Genomic DNA, 15,579 nt, shown 5'->3' with positions numbered 1-15,579 from the left:
AGCCTCTAGCGGCTCCAAACAGGGATTATTCCATGAATATTCACGAATATCAGGCCAAGGCTCTTCTGAAGGGCTACGGCGCGCCGGTTGCTGAAGGCGTCGCCATCCTCAAGGTCGAAGAAGCCGAAGCTGCCGCAAAGCAGCTTCCCGGCCCGCTCTACGTCGTCAAGAGCCAGATTCACGCCGGCGGCCGCGGCAAGGGCAAGTTCAAGGAACTCGGCCCCGACGCCAAGGGCGGCGTTCGCCTGGCGAAGTCGATCGACGAAGTCGTTTCCCATGCCAAGGACATGCTCGGCAACACGCTGGTAACGGCGCAGACGGGCGACGCCGGCAAGCAGGTCAACCGTCTCTACATCGAAGACGGTGCCGACATTGCCCGCGAACTCTACTGCTCGCTGCTGGTTGACCGTTCCGTCGGCCAGGTCGCATTCGTGGTTTCTACGGAAGGCGGCATGGACATCGAAGCTGTCGCCCACGACACGCCGGAAAAGATCCACACCATCGCCATCAACCCGGAAAAGGGTGTGAGCGACGCTGACGTTGCCGCGATCTCCAAGGCTCTCGAGCTTGATGGCGTTGCTGCCGAAGACGCCAAGGCGCTGTTCCCGATCCTCTACAAGGCCTTCAACGAGAAGGACATGGCTCTCCTCGAGGTCAACCCGCTGATCGTCATGGAAAATGGCCATCTGCGCGTTCTCGACGCCAAGATGTCCTTCGACGGCAATGCGCTGTTCCGCCACGACGACGTCAAGGCGCTGCGCGACGAAACCGAAGAAGACGCCAAGGAAATCGAAGCCTCCAAGTGGGACCTCGCTTACGTTGCTCTCGACGGCAACATCGGCTGCATGGTCAACGGTGCCGGTCTCGCCATGGCGACGATGGACATCATCAAGCTTTACGGCAAAGAGCCGGCTAACTTCTGCGACGTCGGCGGCGGCGCCGGCAAGGAGAAGGTTGCGGCAGCCTTCAAGATCATCACCGCTGACCCGAAGGTCGAGGGCATCCTCGTCAACATCTTCGGCGGCATCATGAAGTGCGACGTCATCGCCGAAGGCGTGATTGCCGCGGTGAAGGAAGTTGGTTTGCAGGTTCCGCTCGTTGTTCGCCTAGAAGGCACCAACGTCGAACTTGGCAAGAAGCTTCTCAACGAATCTGGCCTTGCGATTACGGCTGCTGACGATCTGGACGACGCAGCCAAGAAGATCGTCGCGGCGATCAACGGCTAATTGAGGGACCGGAAATAATGTCTATTCTTGTTAATAAAGACACGAAGATCCTTGTTCAGGGTCTGACCGGCAAGACCGGAACCTTCCACACCGAACAGGCGCTTGCTTATTACGGCACGCAGATGGTCGGCGGTATTCACCCGAAGAAGGGTGGCGAAACCTGGACCGGTTCCAAGGGCGAAAGCCTGCCGATCTTCGCAACGGTTGCCGAAGCCAAGGAAAAGACCGGTGCAGACGCATCCGTGATCTATGTTCCGCCGGCAGGTGCAGCAGACGCCATCATCGAAGCCATCGATGCGGAAATTCCGTTCATCACCTGCATCACCGAAGGTATCCCGGTCATGGACATGGTGCGCGTCAAGGCTCGCCTCGACCGCTCCAAGTCGCGCCTGCTCGGCCCGAACTGCCCGGGTATCCTGACGCCGGAAGAATGCAAGATCGGTATCATGCCGGGCTCCATCTTCCGCAAGGGTTCGGTCGGTATCGTTTCCCGTTCGGGCACGCTCACCTATGAAGCCGTGTTCCAGACCTCCAACGAAGGCCTCGGCCAGACCACGGCTGTCGGCATCGGCGGCGACCCGGTCAAGGGCACCGAGTTCATCGACGTCCTGGAAATGTTCCTCGCCGACGACGCCACCCAGTCGATCATCATGATCGGCGAAATCGGCGGCTCGGCTGAAGAAGATGCGGCGCAGTTCCTGATCGACGAAGCCAAGAAGGGCCGCAAGAAGCCGATGGCCGGCTTCATCGCGGGCCGTACGGCTCCGAAGGGCCGCACCATGGGCCACGCCGGCGCTGTCGTTTCCGGCGGCAAGGGCGACGCAGAGTCGAAGATCGCAGCAATGGAAGCAGCCGGCATCAAGGTATCGCCCTCTCCGGCGCGCCTCGGCAAGACGCTGGTTGAAGTCCTCAAGGGCTGAGACCACATGAGACCGGTAACGGGCGGCGCGGCTTCAACGCTGCGCTGCCCGATGCCGCAAGAACGACAGACAGAACGGCATACCGCCCCGGCGGCAGACAGCAATAATCAAAGCGGCAGGCTGGTCAAGCAGCCCTAACGGCATCGAGGAGGCGGACGGACAAGTCCGCAAGAACACAATGGCAAGGCAAGAAGCGAACGAGCAGTTTCAGATCACGTCGTTTCTGGACGGCGCGAATGCAGCCTATATCGAGCAGCTCTATGCCCGGTACGAAGAGGATCCCTCTTCCGTGTCGCCGGAGTGGCAGAGCTTCTTCAAGGCGTTGTCCGATAATCCGGAAGACGTGAAGAAGGCGGCCAAGGGCGCCTCCTGGAAGCGCGCCAACTGGCCGATCCCGGCCAATGGCGACCTGGTATCCGCTCTCGACGGCAACTGGGCCACGGTCGAGAAGGCCATCGAAAAGAAGGTTCAGGCGAAGGCCGAGGCGAAGAGCGCCGATACCGGCAAGGCCGTCAGCCCGGCTGAAGTGCTTCAGGCGACCCGTGACAGCGTCCGCGCCATCATGATGATCCGCGCCTATCGCATGCGCGGCCACCTGCACGCCAAGCTCGACCCGCTCGGCATTGCCAGCGCCGTTGAGGATTACAACGAGCTTTCGCCGAAGTCCTACGGCTTCGAAGAAAGCGATTACGACCGCAAGATTTTCATCGATAACGTTCTCGGTCTCGAATATGCGACCGTGCGCGAGATGGTCGATATTCTCGAGCGTACCTATTGCTCGACGCTCGGCGTCGAATTCATGCATATGTCCAACCCGGAAGAAAAGGGCTGGATCCAGGAACGCATCGAAGGCCCGGACAAGGGTGTCGCTTTCACGCCGGAAGGCAAGAAGGCCATTCTTTCCAAGCTGGTCGAAGCCGAAGGTTACGAGCAGTTCCTCGACGTGCGTTTCAAGGGCACCAAGCGTTTCGGCCTCGACGGCGGTGAATCGCTGATCCCGGCGCTCGAACAGATCATCAAGCGCGGCGGCCAGGACGGCCTGGAAGAAGTCGTGCTCGGCATGGCCCACCGCGGCCGTCTGAACGTTCTCACCAACGTCATGGGCAAGCCGCACCGCGCCGTGTTCCACGAATTCAAGGGCGGTTCGTTCAAGCCTGACGACGTCGAAGGTTCCGGCGACGTGAAGTACCATCTCGGTGCTTCCTCCGACCGCGAATTCGATGGCAACAAGGTTCACCTGTCGCTGACGGCCAACCCGTCGCACCTTGAAATTGTCAACCCCGTCGTCATGGGCAAGGCGCGCGCCAAGCAGGACCAGCTTGCCAAGGCATGGGACGGCGACATCATCCCGCTGTCCGAACGCGCCAAGGTGCTGCCGCTGCTGCTGCACGGCGATGCCGCTTTTGCGGGTCAGGGCGTGGTTGCTGAAATTCTCGGCCTTTCCGGCCTGCGCGGTCACCGCGTTGCCGGCACCATGCATTTCATCATCAACAACCAGATCGGTTTCACGACGAACCCGGCCTTCTCGCGCTCGTCGCCCTATCCGTCCGACGTTGCCAAGATGATCGAGGCGCCGATCTTCCACGTCAATGGCGACGATCCGGAAGCGGTTACCTATGCGGCAAAGGTTGCCACCGAATACCGCATGAAGTTCCACAAGCCTGTCGTCATCGACATGTTCTGTTACCGCCGCTTCGGCCATAATGAAGGCGACGAGCCGGCGTTCACGCAGCCGAAGATGTACAAGGTCATCCGTGGTCACAAGACCGTCGCGCGCATCTATGCCGACCGTCTGATCGCCGAAGGCCTGATCAACGAAGGCGAATTCGAGAAGATGAAGGCCGACTGGCGCGCCCATCTGGAGCAGGAATTCGAAGCGGGCCAGTCCTACAAGCCGAACAAGGCCGACTGGCTGGACGGCCAGTGGTCGGGTCTGCGCGCCGCCGACAATGCCGATGAGCAGCGTCGCGGCAAGACCGGCGTGCCGATGAAGCAGCTGAAGGAAATCGGCAAGAAGCTGTCGACCATTCCGGAAGGCTTCAGCGCCCACCGCACGATCCAGCGTTTCATGGAAAACCGCTCGCAGATGATCGAGACGGGTGAGGGCATCGACTGGGCGATGGCGGAAGCACTTGCTTTCGGTTCGCTTGTTGCCGATGGCCACAAGATCCGTCTCTCCGGTCAGGATTGCGAACGCGGCACCTTCTCGCAGCGCCACTCGGTCCTCTACGATCAGGAAACCGAAGAACGTTACATCCCGCTCGCCAATCTTTCGCCAACGCAGGCCCGTTACGAAGTCATCAACTCGATGCTTTCGGAAGAAGCGGTTCTCGGTTTCGAATATGGCTACTCGCTGGCCCGTCCGAATGCGCTGACGCTCTGGGAAGCCCAGTTCGGCGACTTCGCCAACGGCGCTCAGGTGGTGTTCGACCAGTTCATCTCTTCGGGTGAACGCAAGTGGCTGCGCATGTCCGGTCTCGTCTGCCTTCTGCCGCACGGTTATGAAGGTCAGGGTCCGGAGCACTCGTCCGCCCGTCTGGAGCGCTGGCTGCAGATGTGCGCCGAAGACAACATGCAGGTTGCCAACTGCACGACGCCGGCCAACTACTTCCACATCCTGCGCCGTCAGATGAAGCGTGACTTCCGCAAGCCGCTGATCCTGATGACGCCGAAGTCGCTGCTGCGTCACAAGCGCGCCACCTCGTCGCTGGCGGAGCTTGCGGGTGAGTCCTCCTTCCACCGTCTCCTGTGGGACGATGCTGAAGTCATCAAGGACGGCCCGATCAAGCTGCAGAAGGATTCGAAGATCCGTCGCGTCGTCATGTGCACGGGCAAGGTCTATTACGATCTGCTCGAGGAGCGTGAAAAGCGCGGTATCGACGACATCTACCTGCTGCGCGTCGAACAGCTCTATCCGTTCCCGGCCAAGGCGCTCATCAACGAGCTTTCGCGTTTCCGCAATGCGGAGATGGTCTGGTGCCAGGAAGAGCCGAAGAACATGGGTGCGTGGTCGTTCATCGATCCTTACCTTGAATGGGTTCTGGCGCATATCGACGCCAAGTACCAGAAGGTCCGTTACACGGGCCGTCCGGCTGCCGCCTCTCCGGCGACCGGCCTGATGTCCAAGCACCTGGCGCAGCTTGCTGCGTTCCTGGAAGACGCGCTGGGAGAGTGAGAACTCTCCCGCATCGCCCCGCAAAAAAGACACCTGAATAACGGAACTAGATCATGGCCACTGAAATCCGCGTACCAACCCTCGGCGAATCCGTCAGCGAAGCGACCGTCGGCACCTGGTTCAAGAAGGTCGGCGATACCGTCAAGGCCGACGAACCGCTCGTTGAACTGGAAACCGACAAGGTTACCGTCGAAGTCCCGGCGCCCGCCTCCGGCGTGTTGACCGAAATCGTCGCGCAGAATGGCGAAACCGTCGGTCTCGACGCGCTTCTCGGCCAGATCGCCGAAGGTGCTGCCGGCGCTGCGACTTCCGCACCCGCTGCCGAACCGGCAAAGCCTGCTGCCGCCGCAGCTGCCCCGGCCCCTGCGGCAACCGCTGCTCCGGCAACGGGCTCCATGCCGCCGGCACCTGCCGCCGGCAAGCTGCTTGCTGAAAACAACCTGTCTGCCGATCAGGTCGACGGTTCGGGCAAGCGTGGCCAGGTTCTGAAGGGCGACGTTCTCGCTGCCGTCGCCAAGGGCGTTTCGGCACCGGCCGCCGCTCCGGCTCCGGTTGCTGCTGCTCCCCGTCCGGTGTCCGCCGAGCAGGATCAGGTTCGTGAAGAGCGCGTGAAGATGACGCGCCTGCGCCAGACGATCGCCCGTCGCCTGAAGGATGCGCAGAACACCGCCGCCATGCTGACCACCTATAACGAGGTGGACATGAGCGCCGTCATGGACCTGCGTAACCGCTACAAGGATGTGTTCGAGAAGAAGCATGGCGTCAAGCTCGGCTTCATGGGCTTCTTCACCAAGGCCGTGACCCACGCGCTGAAGGAACTGCCGGCCGTCAACGCTGAAATCGACGGCACGGACATCATCTACAAGAACTATTGTCACGTCGGCATGGCTGTCGGCACCGACAAGGGTCTCGTTGTTCCGGTTATCCGCGATGCTGACCAGCTCTCCATCGCCGGCGTCGAAAAGGAACTGGGTCGCCTCGCCAAGGCAGCCCGTGACGGTTCGCTCGGCATGGCCGACATGCAGGGCGGCACCTTCACCATCACCAATGGCGGTGTCTACGGTTCGCTGATGTCGTCGCCGATCCTCAACGCGCCGCAGTCCGGCATCCTCGGCATGCACAAGATCCAGGAGCGCCCGGTTGCGATCGGCGGTCAGGTCGTCATCCGTCCGATGATGTATCTGGCGCTCTCCTACGATCACCGTATCGTTGACGGCAAGGAAGCCGTGACCTTCCTCGTCCGCGTCAAGGAAAGCCTCGAAGATCCGGAACGCCTGGTTCTCGATCTCTGATCGGTCTTGCTTTTCGTTTCGGCGGGGTTTCAATTGAGGCCCCGCTGAAATTCCATCAGGAGAGCGAACGTGCAGCCGACATTTCTTGCCGCTTCACCCTTTCTACCGCTGATCGGTCTCAGCGTCCTTCTGTTTGTGGTGCATATCATGCTGCAGGCAATGACGGCGACGCGGGAATTTGGGATGGACTGGAATGCCGGCCCAAGGGATGCGGAGAGGAAGCCTGAAGGCAGGTTCACCGGCCGAGCAGCACGCGCCTCGGAAAATTTCCGGGAAACCTATCCCGCTTTCATCGCGCTCGCCTTCGGTGTCATCATGGCCGGCGATCCGTCCGGGCTGGCACTCACCGGCGCATGGATCTGGCTGATCTGCCGGGTGGCCTATATTCCACTTTATCTGGCCGGTGTGCCCTATATTCGTTCGCTGGTCTGGCTGGGCTCGATGCTCGGCCTGCTGCTGATGCTCTTCGTGTTGATGTTCTAGAGGCTGGTTTCCGATGCATCAGTATTTGATCGAACTTGCATCCCTGATGGCGATCTTCGCTTTCGCAATCGTCTCGCCCGGCGCCGATCTGGCGATGGTCATGCGTCAGGCCATGGTACATGGGCGAAAACAGGCCATCATCACCAGCTTCGGCGTGGGCACATCGCTGATGTTCCATGTCACCTATACGATCCTCGGACTTGGTCTCATCATTTCCCAGTCGATCTATCTCTTTAATATCGTCAAATGGCTGGGTGTTGCCTATCTCATCTATATCGGCATCAAGGCGCTGCGCGCCGGCAAGACCGAATTGCCGGAGGTCGGTGCGGATGGTGTCGTGCCGGTCAAAAGCAGGCAGACCGCACTCAAGGCCTTCACGCTCGGTTTTGCCGCCAATGCGCTCAATCCCAAGCCGGTGTTTTTCTTCCTGTCGATCTTTTCGACGGTGGTTCATGCGCATACGCCCGTCACCATCAAATTCGGATACGGCCTCGTCATGGCAAGCTGCCTTATCCTCTGGTTCGTCGGGGTCAGCCTGTTCATGACCACGCCTCGCATGCGCGCCGCATTTCAGCGCGCCAGCCAATGGATCGACCGCACCAGCGGCGTGGTCTTCATCGCACTCGGTATAAAACTAGCAACGGAAAAAGCGGCCTGAGTTTCAGGTCAAACGGAAGCAGGGCGGTTCAAAATCCTGCCCGATATCAATCAGGAACAGAAACATGGCATATGATGTAGTTGTAATCGGTACGGGTCCCGGCGGTTATGTTTGCGCGGTCAAGGCGGCACAGCTCGGCCTGAAGGTCGCTGTCATTGAAAAGCGCGCGACCTATGGCGGCACCTGCCTCAATGTCGGCTGCATCCCTTCCAAGGCGCTGCTGCATGCGTCAGAAACCTTCGCGCATGTCGCCCATGGCGTCGATACGCTCGGTATCGAAGTTGCCGCTCCGAAGCTGAACCTTGAAAAGATGATGGGCCACAAGGACGGCGTGGTAAAGGCCAATGTCGACGGCGTCGCCTTCCTGTTCAAGAAGAACAAGATTGATGCCTTCCAGGGCACGGGCAAGGTGGTTTCCGCCGGCAAGGTTTCCGTCACCAACGACAAGGGTGAGACGCAGGAGATCGAGGCGAAGAACATCGTCATCGCCACGGGTTCGGATGTCGCCGGCATTCCCGGCGTTCAGGTTGATATCGATGAAAACGTCATCGTCTCCTCCACTGGTGCAATCGCTCTTTCCAAGGTTCCGGAAAAGCTGATCGTTGTTGGCGGCGGCGTCATCGGCCTGGAGCTCGGTTCGGTCTGGTCGCGCCTCGGCGCGAAGGTGACCGTCGTCGAATATCTCGACAATATTCTCGGCGGCATGGATGGCGAAGTATCCAAGCAGGCGCAGCGTCTGCTGGCCAAGCAGGGTCTCGATTTCAAGCTCGGCGCGAAGGTTACGGCCGTTGAAAAGACCGCTGGCGGCGCAAAGGTTGTGTTCGAACCGGTCAAGGGCGGCGCTGCCGAAACGCTGGAAGCAAACGTCGTGCTGATCTCCACCGGCCGCAAGCCCTACACCGAAGGCCTCGGCCTTGCGGAAGCCGGCGTCGTGCTGGACAGCCGTGGCCGTGTCGAAATCGACGGTCACTACAAGACCAATGTCGACGGCATCTATGCAATCGGTGACGTGGTGAAGGGTCCGATGCTGGCGCACAAGGCGGAAGACGAGGGCGTTGCTCTCGCGGAAATCCTCGCTGGCCAGCGCGGCCATGTGAACTACGACGTCATTCCGGCAGTGGTTTATACGCAGCCCGAAATCGCTTCCGTCGGCAAGACCGAAGAAGAACTGAAGGCCGCTGGCGTCGCTTACAAGGTCGGCAAGTTCCCCTTCACCGCCAATGGCCGCGCCCGCGCCATGCAGGTGACGGATGGTTTCGTGAAAATCCTCGCCGACAAGGAAACCGACCGGGTTCTCGGCGGTCACATTGTCGGTTTCGGCGCTGGCGAGATGATCCACGAGATCACCGTGCTGATGGAATTCGGCGGTTCTTCGGAAGATCTCGGCCGCACCTGCCATGCGCATCCGACCATGTCGGAAGCGGTGAAGGAAGCAGCGCTCGCGACCTTCTTCAAGCCGATCCATATGTGATCGGCTTTGGAGCCAGACACTCCAACATTAAATTTCAGTCATCTGCTGAACCCCGGCTTGCCATGCAGGCCGGGGTTTTCCATACTTATGCCATAGCCAATCTAACCTTTTGATAAAAGGCAATAAAATGGCATATTCCAGTCAAGTTTCCTTCTCTGTTCCGCAGCGTGTCATTCACTGGGCAATGGCACTTCTGATCTTCTTCAATCTGCTGTTTCCCGATGCCATGGCCCATGCCTACCGGCTGATGCGGCGGGGCGAAACATTGACACCGGATCAAATCTCCTCGGCCAATATTCATGCCTATGTTGGTTTTGCCATTTTGTTGCTTGCGCTTCTGCGCCTCTGTCTACGCTTCTTCCAGGGTGTGCCGCCGCATCCCGCCTTGGAGCCGCGGCCGTTTCAGATCGCCGCCAAAGTGGCGCATTTCACCTTTTATGCGCTGTTCTTTGCCCTGCCTCTCTCCGGCATCGCGGCCTATTATTTCGGCGCTCAGGCGGCCGGGCAGCTGCATTCCGGCCCGTTCAAGGTGCTGATGTGGGTGTTGATCGTCGGCCATGTCGCAGCCGTTCTAGTTCATCAGTTCTACTGGCGCACCAATGTCCTGAAGCGCATGACGCACGGCTAGCCGCTTCAGGTTCTGCCGCTCATTCGGCGAGAGGCGGCGCTTTGTCGCGTTTTCTGACCGCCGGAAAAGGCGGATGGTGAGCCTTGCCGCATCAGGCGGCCGGGGATCGAGGATGCGGGATTGCGAAGACATATTGCCGGGTGCTGACTGGCGGGATTGCTTTCAGGGAGAGATGATAAGGCCGCAATCGTCATCTCTCGACGTGAGCAGACTTCTTCTCGATCATCCTCCGGCGTGGATCAACGGTCTCATGGTGCTTCGCAACCGTATCGTTTCGTTTTTCGGTTTAAAAACGGTCGAGCTGGCGGCAGGCACATCAGCGGGCGGGTTTCCCGTCCTGTCCTCCACGCCTAAGCGAACGGTGCTGGGCTTCGATGACCGTCATCTCGATTTCCGGATCATCATCGACCTTGAAGACAAAGGGAAGCACCAGCTGGTCAATGTCACGACCATCGTCAGACGCAAGAACCTGTTCGGAAGACTGTATCTTCTTGCCGTCGGGCCGTTTCACCGCCGCATCGTGCCAGCGACAATGCGACCGCTCTGCAGGGATATCCAGCCCGTCAGTAAGTAGATGCAGGTTTTAGTCGACGCGGGTCAGCGTGAATCCCTGCGCGCGCAGGAGTTCGACAACACCTTCCTCGCCCGGCAGATGCAGGGCGCCGACGGCCATGAAGACATTTCCCTTGCCAAGCTCCGGGGCCGCCCGATCCGCCATGACATGATTGCGGTCGGTGATGATGCGTTGCTCGAAGGCGGCGTAACCCTGGTCGCTCTCTGCCGGCTTTTTGGTGTCGAGGCTTTTCAGCATCGGCATCGTCATGCCGATATCGCCGCTGACGTAGAGATCCGTCATGGTCGTCATGATGTCATCCATGCGGTCGCCCAGTTCGAGCGTTTCAATCAGCGCCTGCAGATGAAATTCCATTGGCAGTTCGGACATGGCCGTCAGCTGTTCGACCATGGTCTCCAGCCCGACGAGACGTTTTCCATCTGCGAGCGCATCTTCGGCCAGCTTCTTGTCGAGAAAGGACAGGCCGGTGGCCTTGCGGGCGAATTCGCAGGCGGGCAGGGCCACGAAGCTCGACAACATCCAGGGCTTCATGCGCGAAACGGCATTCAACGGAATGCCACGTTCCTTAAGGCCCTTTTCAAGACGGGCGACATTTTCGGGCGACAGGATGTCGGTGATCGATTTGCCGTCCAGAAACATGGTGAGCTCGGGCCGGGTCAACAGCGATGCGGCGATCTTCTTGTCATCAACGATTTCGTCCGATTCCACGATGACCGTCGCGGAGGTCTCAAAAGCGGGTGCGGCAGCAGTCGGCATGCCGAGAACGCGCGGATCCGTGACGTGCATGGTGCCGAGGAGAAAGGAGGGTTCCGTTCCGGCTTTTTCGATGCGCCAGAAATTGCCCTTGCCGTTCGGGATTGCGGCTGCTTCCTGTTCGATCTTCGCAAAGCCCTGCGGATCGCTTTTGCGCATTTCCACGAGGATGTCGTTGCCGGTGCAGCTTATCTCCTGTTCGGCGGCCTGCGCCTCACCCAGCGACAGCAACGTCGCGAGCAGGATGGCAACGGCTGTGACATGAATGGCTGCGAGCAACCAGAGCATGGCGTCGCCGGTCTTGCCCATCAGGGTGGCGGTGAGATTTTGTGGCTTTATAAGGCTTTGCATAGGTACCATCCGGTTCTTGCTTGCTTATAGAACGGTGGCTTGGATGTCTGGTTAATGGTTATGGTTAACCATTTCTCATCTCATGCGCGCGGATGGGCATTGTCGTAGATTTCCAGCAGTCTTGCGGTGTCGACACCGGTATAGACCTGGGTGGTGGAAAGGCTGGCATGGCCGAGCAGTTCCTGAATGGTACGCAGATCGCCGCCGCCGGCCAGAAGATGGGTGGCGAAGGAATGGCGCAGGGCATGTGGCGTCGCATTTTCCGGCAGGCCGAAAGCGCCGCGCAATTTCTGCATCTCGCGCTGTATGATGGCGGGCTGCAACTTGCCGCCGCGCGCACCGAGGAATAGCGGCTCGTCCGCTGCCAGATGATAGGGGCAAAGCTTTTTATAGGCCTCAACCGCTTCCGTCACCACCGCCAGCAGGGGAACGATACGGGTCTTGTTGCCTTTGCCAGTGATGCGAAGGCTGCGGCCGCCGGGTGGAAAATCGGCCGGGATCAGCCCAAGGGCTTCGGAAATGCGAAGGCCACAGCCGTATAGAAGTGAAAGGACAGCGGCGTTGCGGGCGGCGATCCAGGGCTCTTCGTTCAACTGTGCCTCGGTGGTGGTGATCTTCAGCGCCTGCCGGTCGGTGAGCGGTTTCGGCAGTGATTTCGGCTGTTTCGGCGCGCGCATGGCGGTAGCACCGGCGGCATTTACGAGGCCTTTTTTCTGCAGGTGGTGAAGAAGCGACCGCAGGCCTGCCAGGTGTCTGCCCAGTGACCGCGCACCGGCGCCTTCCTTGCGGCGGCTGGCCAGAAAGGCGCGAAGATCGACCGGGCGCAAATCAGCTATGTCGGTGATGGCTGCGGGCTTACCGATGTAACCCGTGAGAAACCTCAGGAACTGGCGGGTGTCGCGTTCATAGGCCTCGACGGTGTTGTCAGAAAGCCGGCGTTCGCCGGCGAGGGCGGCAAGCCAGGACTGGCGTTCGTTCAAAAGATCGGCTTGGGCAAATGTCAGGATTTCGGTCACACGGCGCTCCATTCCATAACTCGAAGCTATGCCCTTATGGTCAGCATTTGGTTAAGAGGTGGACTTTGCAAGGCGCGCCCACTACATCCGGGCGGTTTCCTTTTTCCTGTCGCCGGGGCATGGTCGCCACATCATGGCAAAAGATTCGTCCGATCTGTTTGGGGCTCTGTTCGACCCGCCGTCGCCCACGCGCACGGTGCCCGTTCTCGTGCCCATGCCGGCGCCGGGACCCTATAGCTACGCCGTGCCTGAAGATATGGTGGTGGAGACGGGCTCCGTCGTTCAGGTGCCGCTCGGCCCGCGGCAGGTCTTCGGTGTGGTGTGGGACGATGCCGGAGAGAAGAGCGTCGACCCGAAGAAACTGCGGCCCATTACCAAGAGTTTCAAGTGCCCGCCGCTGAAGGCGGAGATGCGCCGTTTCGTTGACTGGGTCGCCGCCTACACGCTGTCTCCCCCCGGTCTCGTGGCGCGCATGGCGCTTCGCGCGCCCGCCGCCTTCGATCCAGAACCGATGATCGAGGGCCTTCGGTTGACCGAAGGCAGGCCGGAGCGCCTGACCCCCGCCCGCGAGCGGGTGATGGAACTGGCGGCAGAGGGGCATGGCTGGACGAAGAGCGGGCTTGCCCATGCCGCCGGCGTTTCAACCAGCGTCATCGATGGCCTTGTCAAGCAGGGCGTATTCGAGACGGTGTTTCTGCCGGCGCCGCCTGTCGTGGCCGAGCCCGATCCTGACTATGTCGAGCCGCGTCTGGAAGGCCCGCAGAAACAGGCCGCTTCGGAGATACTTGAAGATGTACGCAAGGGCGGGTTTCATGTCTCGCTGATCGATGGCGTGACCGGCTCGGGCAAGACCGAGGTCTATTTCGAGGCTGTGGCGGAGACGCTGAGGCAAGGCAAGCAGGTCCTCATCCTTTTGCCCGAAATTGCGCTGACGGCGGCCTTCCTTGAACGTTTTCAGGACCGTTTCGGTGCGAAGCCGGCGGAATGGCATTCGGACCTGTCGCCGCGCATGCGTGAAAAGGTCTGGCGGCAGGCGGTGACGGGTGAGGTGAAGGTGGTGGCCGGCGCACGCTCGGCACTTTTTCTGCCTTTCGACAATCTCGGTCTGATCATCGTCGATGAAGAGCACGACCCGGCCTACAAGCAGGAGGACCGCGTCTATTATAATGCCCGCGACATGGCGGTGGTCAGAGCACGGATCGCGGAATTCCCTGTCGTGCTGGTGTCGGCCACGCCATCGGTCGAAAGCCAGGTCAACGGCAGTTCGGGGCGTTATAACACCATTCATCTGCACACGCGGTTCGGCGATGCGGCTATGCCCGATCTGCACCTTGTCGATATGCGCCGTCATCCGCCGGAAAGGGGAGGGTTTCTGTCACCCGTCCTGCTGCGCGGCATCGGCAAGACGATCGAGAAAGGCGAGCAGGCGCTGCTCTTCCTCAATCGCCGCGGTTATGCGCCGCTGACGCTCTGCCGGGTCTGCGGCCATCGTTTCCAGTGCCCGCAATGTTCCAGCTGGCTGGTGGAGCACCGCTTCCGCAATCAATTGCAATGCCACCAGTGCGGCCACAGCGAGCCGACGCCCGACCATTGCCCGGAATGCGGCACCTTCGATCATCTGGTGGCCTGCGGGCCGGGTGTGGAGCGCATCGCCGAGGAAGTGGAAAAACATTTCCCCGAGGCCCGCACCATCGTGCTTTCCTCCGATCTCATGGGCGTCAAGCGCCTGCGGCTGGAGCTGGAGGCGATCGTCAAGGGCGAGGCCGATATCGTGATCGGCACGCAGCTTGTCGCCAAGGGACATAATTTTCCGCTGATGACGCTGGTGGGCATCGTCGATGCCGATCTCGGCCTTGCCAATGGCGATCCGCGTGCGGCGGAGCGAACGTTTCAGCTATTGTCGCAGGTTACGGGGCGCGCAGGGCGTACGGGGTTGAAGAGCCATGGCCTGTTGCAGACCTACCAGCCGCAGCATCCCGTGATGCAGGCGATCGTTTCAGGTGATGCCTCGGCCTTTTACGAAAGGGAGATCGTGGAGCGGGAAAAAGCCGTCCTGCCGCCATTCGGGCGTCTTGCCTCGGTTATTGTCTCCGCCGATACGCGCGGGGAGGCCGAAACCCATGCGCGCGGCTTGAGGGCGGCGGCGCCGCAGGTAACGGGCATCATGCTGCTCGGCCCGGCGGAAGCGCCGCTCGCACTCATTCGCGGCCGTCATCGTTTCCGGTTGCTGGTGCACGGGCGGCGCAATTCCGACATGCAGTCCTTTCTCCGGACGCTTCTCGCCAATGGCCCGAAGGAGCGGGGCAGCGTCCATGTTCAGCTGGATATCGATCCGCAAAGTTTCCTCTGAACATTGTCAATGAAGGCGTTTTCCGGCTGTCATGGCCGTGTCATAACGCAGCAGGCGAAAAGAACGATTTGGGGAACGAGATGGAGTTTTATTTTCCGGCCGAATTCGGCGAACAGCTGGCCTTTGGAGCCGCGGTGATATCGGCCGCGATCGGTCTGTTTTTCATGTTTGCACCCGGCATTACCCTTCGCGCCTTCGGCCTGCAGCCGGCTGGCGAGAGCAGGGATGGTTATGCGCTGGTGCGCTCGTCGCTTGCCGGGTTCTATCTCGGTCTCGGCGCGGCCGCGCTGCTTCTGGCGCAGCCCATGGTCTATCTTGCTTTCGGTGCGGCCTTTTCTCTCAGCGTGTTCGGCGGCATCCTCTCCATTCTGTCAGATGGAGGCGCAACCATGCGGAATTGCTTACTCATGGTTGTGCATTTTGTCCTGGCCGCATTGTCGTTGAGCTACGTCTTCGGACTGATCTAAGCCGGGCTTTTTGGCTTTTGTGCCGCACCAGACCCGCATCCTGAGCGAAATCGGAAAATTTAAACGCATTCCCCCTTGCCCAAACGGCGCTTTCCGCTATTACGCGTGTTGCGAGTCCCGGCGTCCTATGCTAGACGGACCGCGAAATTGGGAAAAGGCAGGGGGGAATTCCGGTCTTTTTCGGGGAAATTGAAACGATTTCAAGAATTTGATGC

13 protein-coding genes are annotated in these 15,579 nt (G+C 60.2%); 11 read left to right on the top strand and 2 right to left on the bottom strand.

Going from position 1 to position 15,579, the window contains the following annotated elements:
* Positions 1–32 precede the first annotated feature (32 nt).
* The 9 genes from sucC (at position 33) to FY152_11460 (ending at position 10,427) form a co-directional block, all read left to right on the top strand.
* Complete coding sequence (gene sucC / locus FY152_11500) at positions 33–1,226, top strand: ADP-forming succinate--CoA ligase subunit beta (GenBank protein ID UXS32686.1); 1,194 nt, start codon at positions 33–35, stop codon at positions 1,224–1,226.
* A 17-nt stretch (positions 1,227–1,243) separates the two neighbouring features.
* Positions 1,244–2,146 carry a succinate--CoA ligase subunit alpha gene (sucD, locus tag FY152_11495; GenBank protein ID UXS32685.1) on the top strand — a complete coding sequence of 301 codons (903 nt, stop codon included), beginning with the start codon at positions 1,244–1,246 and terminating at the stop codon, positions 2,144–2,146.
* A 178-nt stretch (positions 2,147–2,324) separates the two neighbouring features.
* A complete protein-coding gene (locus tag FY152_11490) occupies positions 2,325–5,321 on the top strand; it encodes a 2-oxoglutarate dehydrogenase E1 component (protein ID UXS32684.1) in 2,997 nt (998 codons plus the stop codon).
* Positions 5,322–5,374: 53 nt separating this feature from the next.
* Entirely contained in the window at positions 5,375–6,613 is a 1,239-nt protein-coding gene (odhB, locus tag FY152_11485) for a 2-oxoglutarate dehydrogenase complex dihydrolipoyllysine-residue succinyltransferase (protein UXS32683.1), read from the top strand.
* A 69-nt stretch (positions 6,614–6,682) separates the two neighbouring features.
* On the top strand, positions 6,683–7,096 hold the full coding sequence (locus FY152_11480; GenBank protein UXS32682.1) for a hypothetical protein: 414 nt from the start codon (positions 6,683–6,685) through the stop codon (positions 7,094–7,096).
* 13 nt (positions 7,097–7,109) lie between these two features.
* Positions 7,110–7,754 (top strand): LysE family translocator, encoded by a 645-nt coding sequence (locus tag FY152_11475; GenBank protein UXS32681.1) that lies wholly within the window; start codon positions 7,110–7,112, stop codon positions 7,752–7,754.
* Between the two features lie 64 nt (positions 7,755–7,818).
* On the top strand, positions 7,819–9,225 hold the full coding sequence (locus FY152_11470; GenBank protein ID UXS32680.1) for a dihydrolipoyl dehydrogenase: 1,407 nt from the start codon (positions 7,819–7,821) through the stop codon (positions 9,223–9,225).
* 127 nt (positions 9,226–9,352) lie between these two features.
* Positions 9,353–9,853 (top strand): cytochrome b, encoded by a 501-nt coding sequence (locus FY152_11465; GenBank protein ID UXS32679.1) that lies wholly within the window; start codon positions 9,353–9,355, stop codon positions 9,851–9,853.
* Between the two features lie 112 nt (positions 9,854–9,965).
* Positions 9,966–10,427, top strand: coding sequence for a DUF2867 domain-containing protein (locus tag FY152_11460; GenBank protein UXS33271.1), 462 nt, complete (start codon positions 9,966–9,968; stop codon positions 10,425–10,427).
* 9 nt (positions 10,428–10,436) lie between these two features.
* Here the strand turns inward: FY152_11460 and FY152_11455 are convergent, their stop codons facing one another.
* Together FY152_11455 and FY152_11450 are read right to left on the bottom strand one after the other, a co-directional pair.
* Entirely contained in the window at positions 10,437–11,531 is a 1,095-nt protein-coding gene (locus FY152_11455) for a polysaccharide biosynthesis protein GumN (GenBank protein ID UXS32678.1), read from the bottom strand.
* Between the two features lie 80 nt (positions 11,532–11,611).
* Positions 11,612–12,559 (bottom strand): tyrosine recombinase XerC, encoded by a 948-nt coding sequence (locus FY152_11450; protein UXS32677.1) that lies wholly within the window; start codon positions 12,557–12,559, stop codon positions 11,612–11,614.
* Between the two features lie 121 nt (positions 12,560–12,680).
* Here FY152_11450 and FY152_11445 point away from each other — a divergent pair, with 121 nt between their 5' ends.
* A complete protein-coding gene (locus tag FY152_11445; GenBank protein UXS32676.1) occupies positions 12,681–14,897 on the top strand; it encodes a primosomal protein N' in 2,217 nt (738 codons plus the stop codon).
* An 80-nt stretch (positions 14,898–14,977) separates the two neighbouring features.
* Positions 14,978–15,364 (top strand): DUF4345 domain-containing protein, encoded by a 387-nt coding sequence (locus FY152_11440; protein ID UXS32675.1) that lies wholly within the window; start codon positions 14,978–14,980, stop codon positions 15,362–15,364.
* Positions 15,365–15,579: the final 215 nt, after the last annotated feature.

Source organism: Agrobacterium tumefaciens, from assembly GCA_025560025.1.
Taxonomy (GTDB): domain Bacteria; phylum Pseudomonadota; class Alphaproteobacteria; order Rhizobiales; family Rhizobiaceae; genus Agrobacterium.
This window is presented reverse-complemented; position numbering and strand designations above follow the sequence as displayed.

Coding starts and splice junctions, on each gene's coding strand:
- sucC (UXS32686.1), top strand. CDS start 33: ATGAATATTCACGAATATCAGGCCAAGGCTCTTCTGAAGGGCTACGGC.
- sucD (UXS32685.1), top strand. CDS start 1,244: ATGTCTATTCTTGTTAATAAAGACACGAAGATCCTTGTTCAGGGTCTG.
- FY152_11490 (UXS32684.1), top strand. CDS start 2,325: ATGGCAAGGCAAGAAGCGAACGAGCAGTTTCAGATCACGTCGTTTCTG.
- odhB (UXS32683.1), top strand. CDS start 5,375: ATGGCCACTGAAATCCGCGTACCAACCCTCGGCGAATCCGTCAGCGAA.
- FY152_11475 (UXS32681.1), top strand. CDS start 7,110: ATGCATCAGTATTTGATCGAACTTGCATCCCTGATGGCGATCTTCGCT.
- FY152_11470 (UXS32680.1), top strand. CDS start 7,819: ATGGCATATGATGTAGTTGTAATCGGTACGGGTCCCGGCGGTTATGTT.
- FY152_11465 (UXS32679.1), top strand. CDS start 9,353: ATGGCATATTCCAGTCAAGTTTCCTTCTCTGTTCCGCAGCGTGTCATT.
- FY152_11460 (UXS33271.1), top strand. CDS start 9,966: ATGCGGGATTGCGAAGACATATTGCCGGGTGCTGACTGGCGGGATTGC.
- FY152_11455 (UXS32678.1), bottom strand. CDS start 11,531: ATGCAAAGCCTTATAAAGCCACAAAATCTCACCGCCACCCTGATGGGC.
- FY152_11450 (UXS32677.1), bottom strand. CDS start 12,559: ATGGAGCGCCGTGTGACCGAAATCCTGACATTTGCCCAAGCCGATCTT.
- FY152_11445 (UXS32676.1), top strand. CDS start 12,681: ATGGCAAAAGATTCGTCCGATCTGTTTGGGGCTCTGTTCGACCCGCCG.
- FY152_11440 (UXS32675.1), top strand. CDS start 14,978: ATGGAGTTTTATTTTCCGGCCGAATTCGGCGAACAGCTGGCCTTTGGA.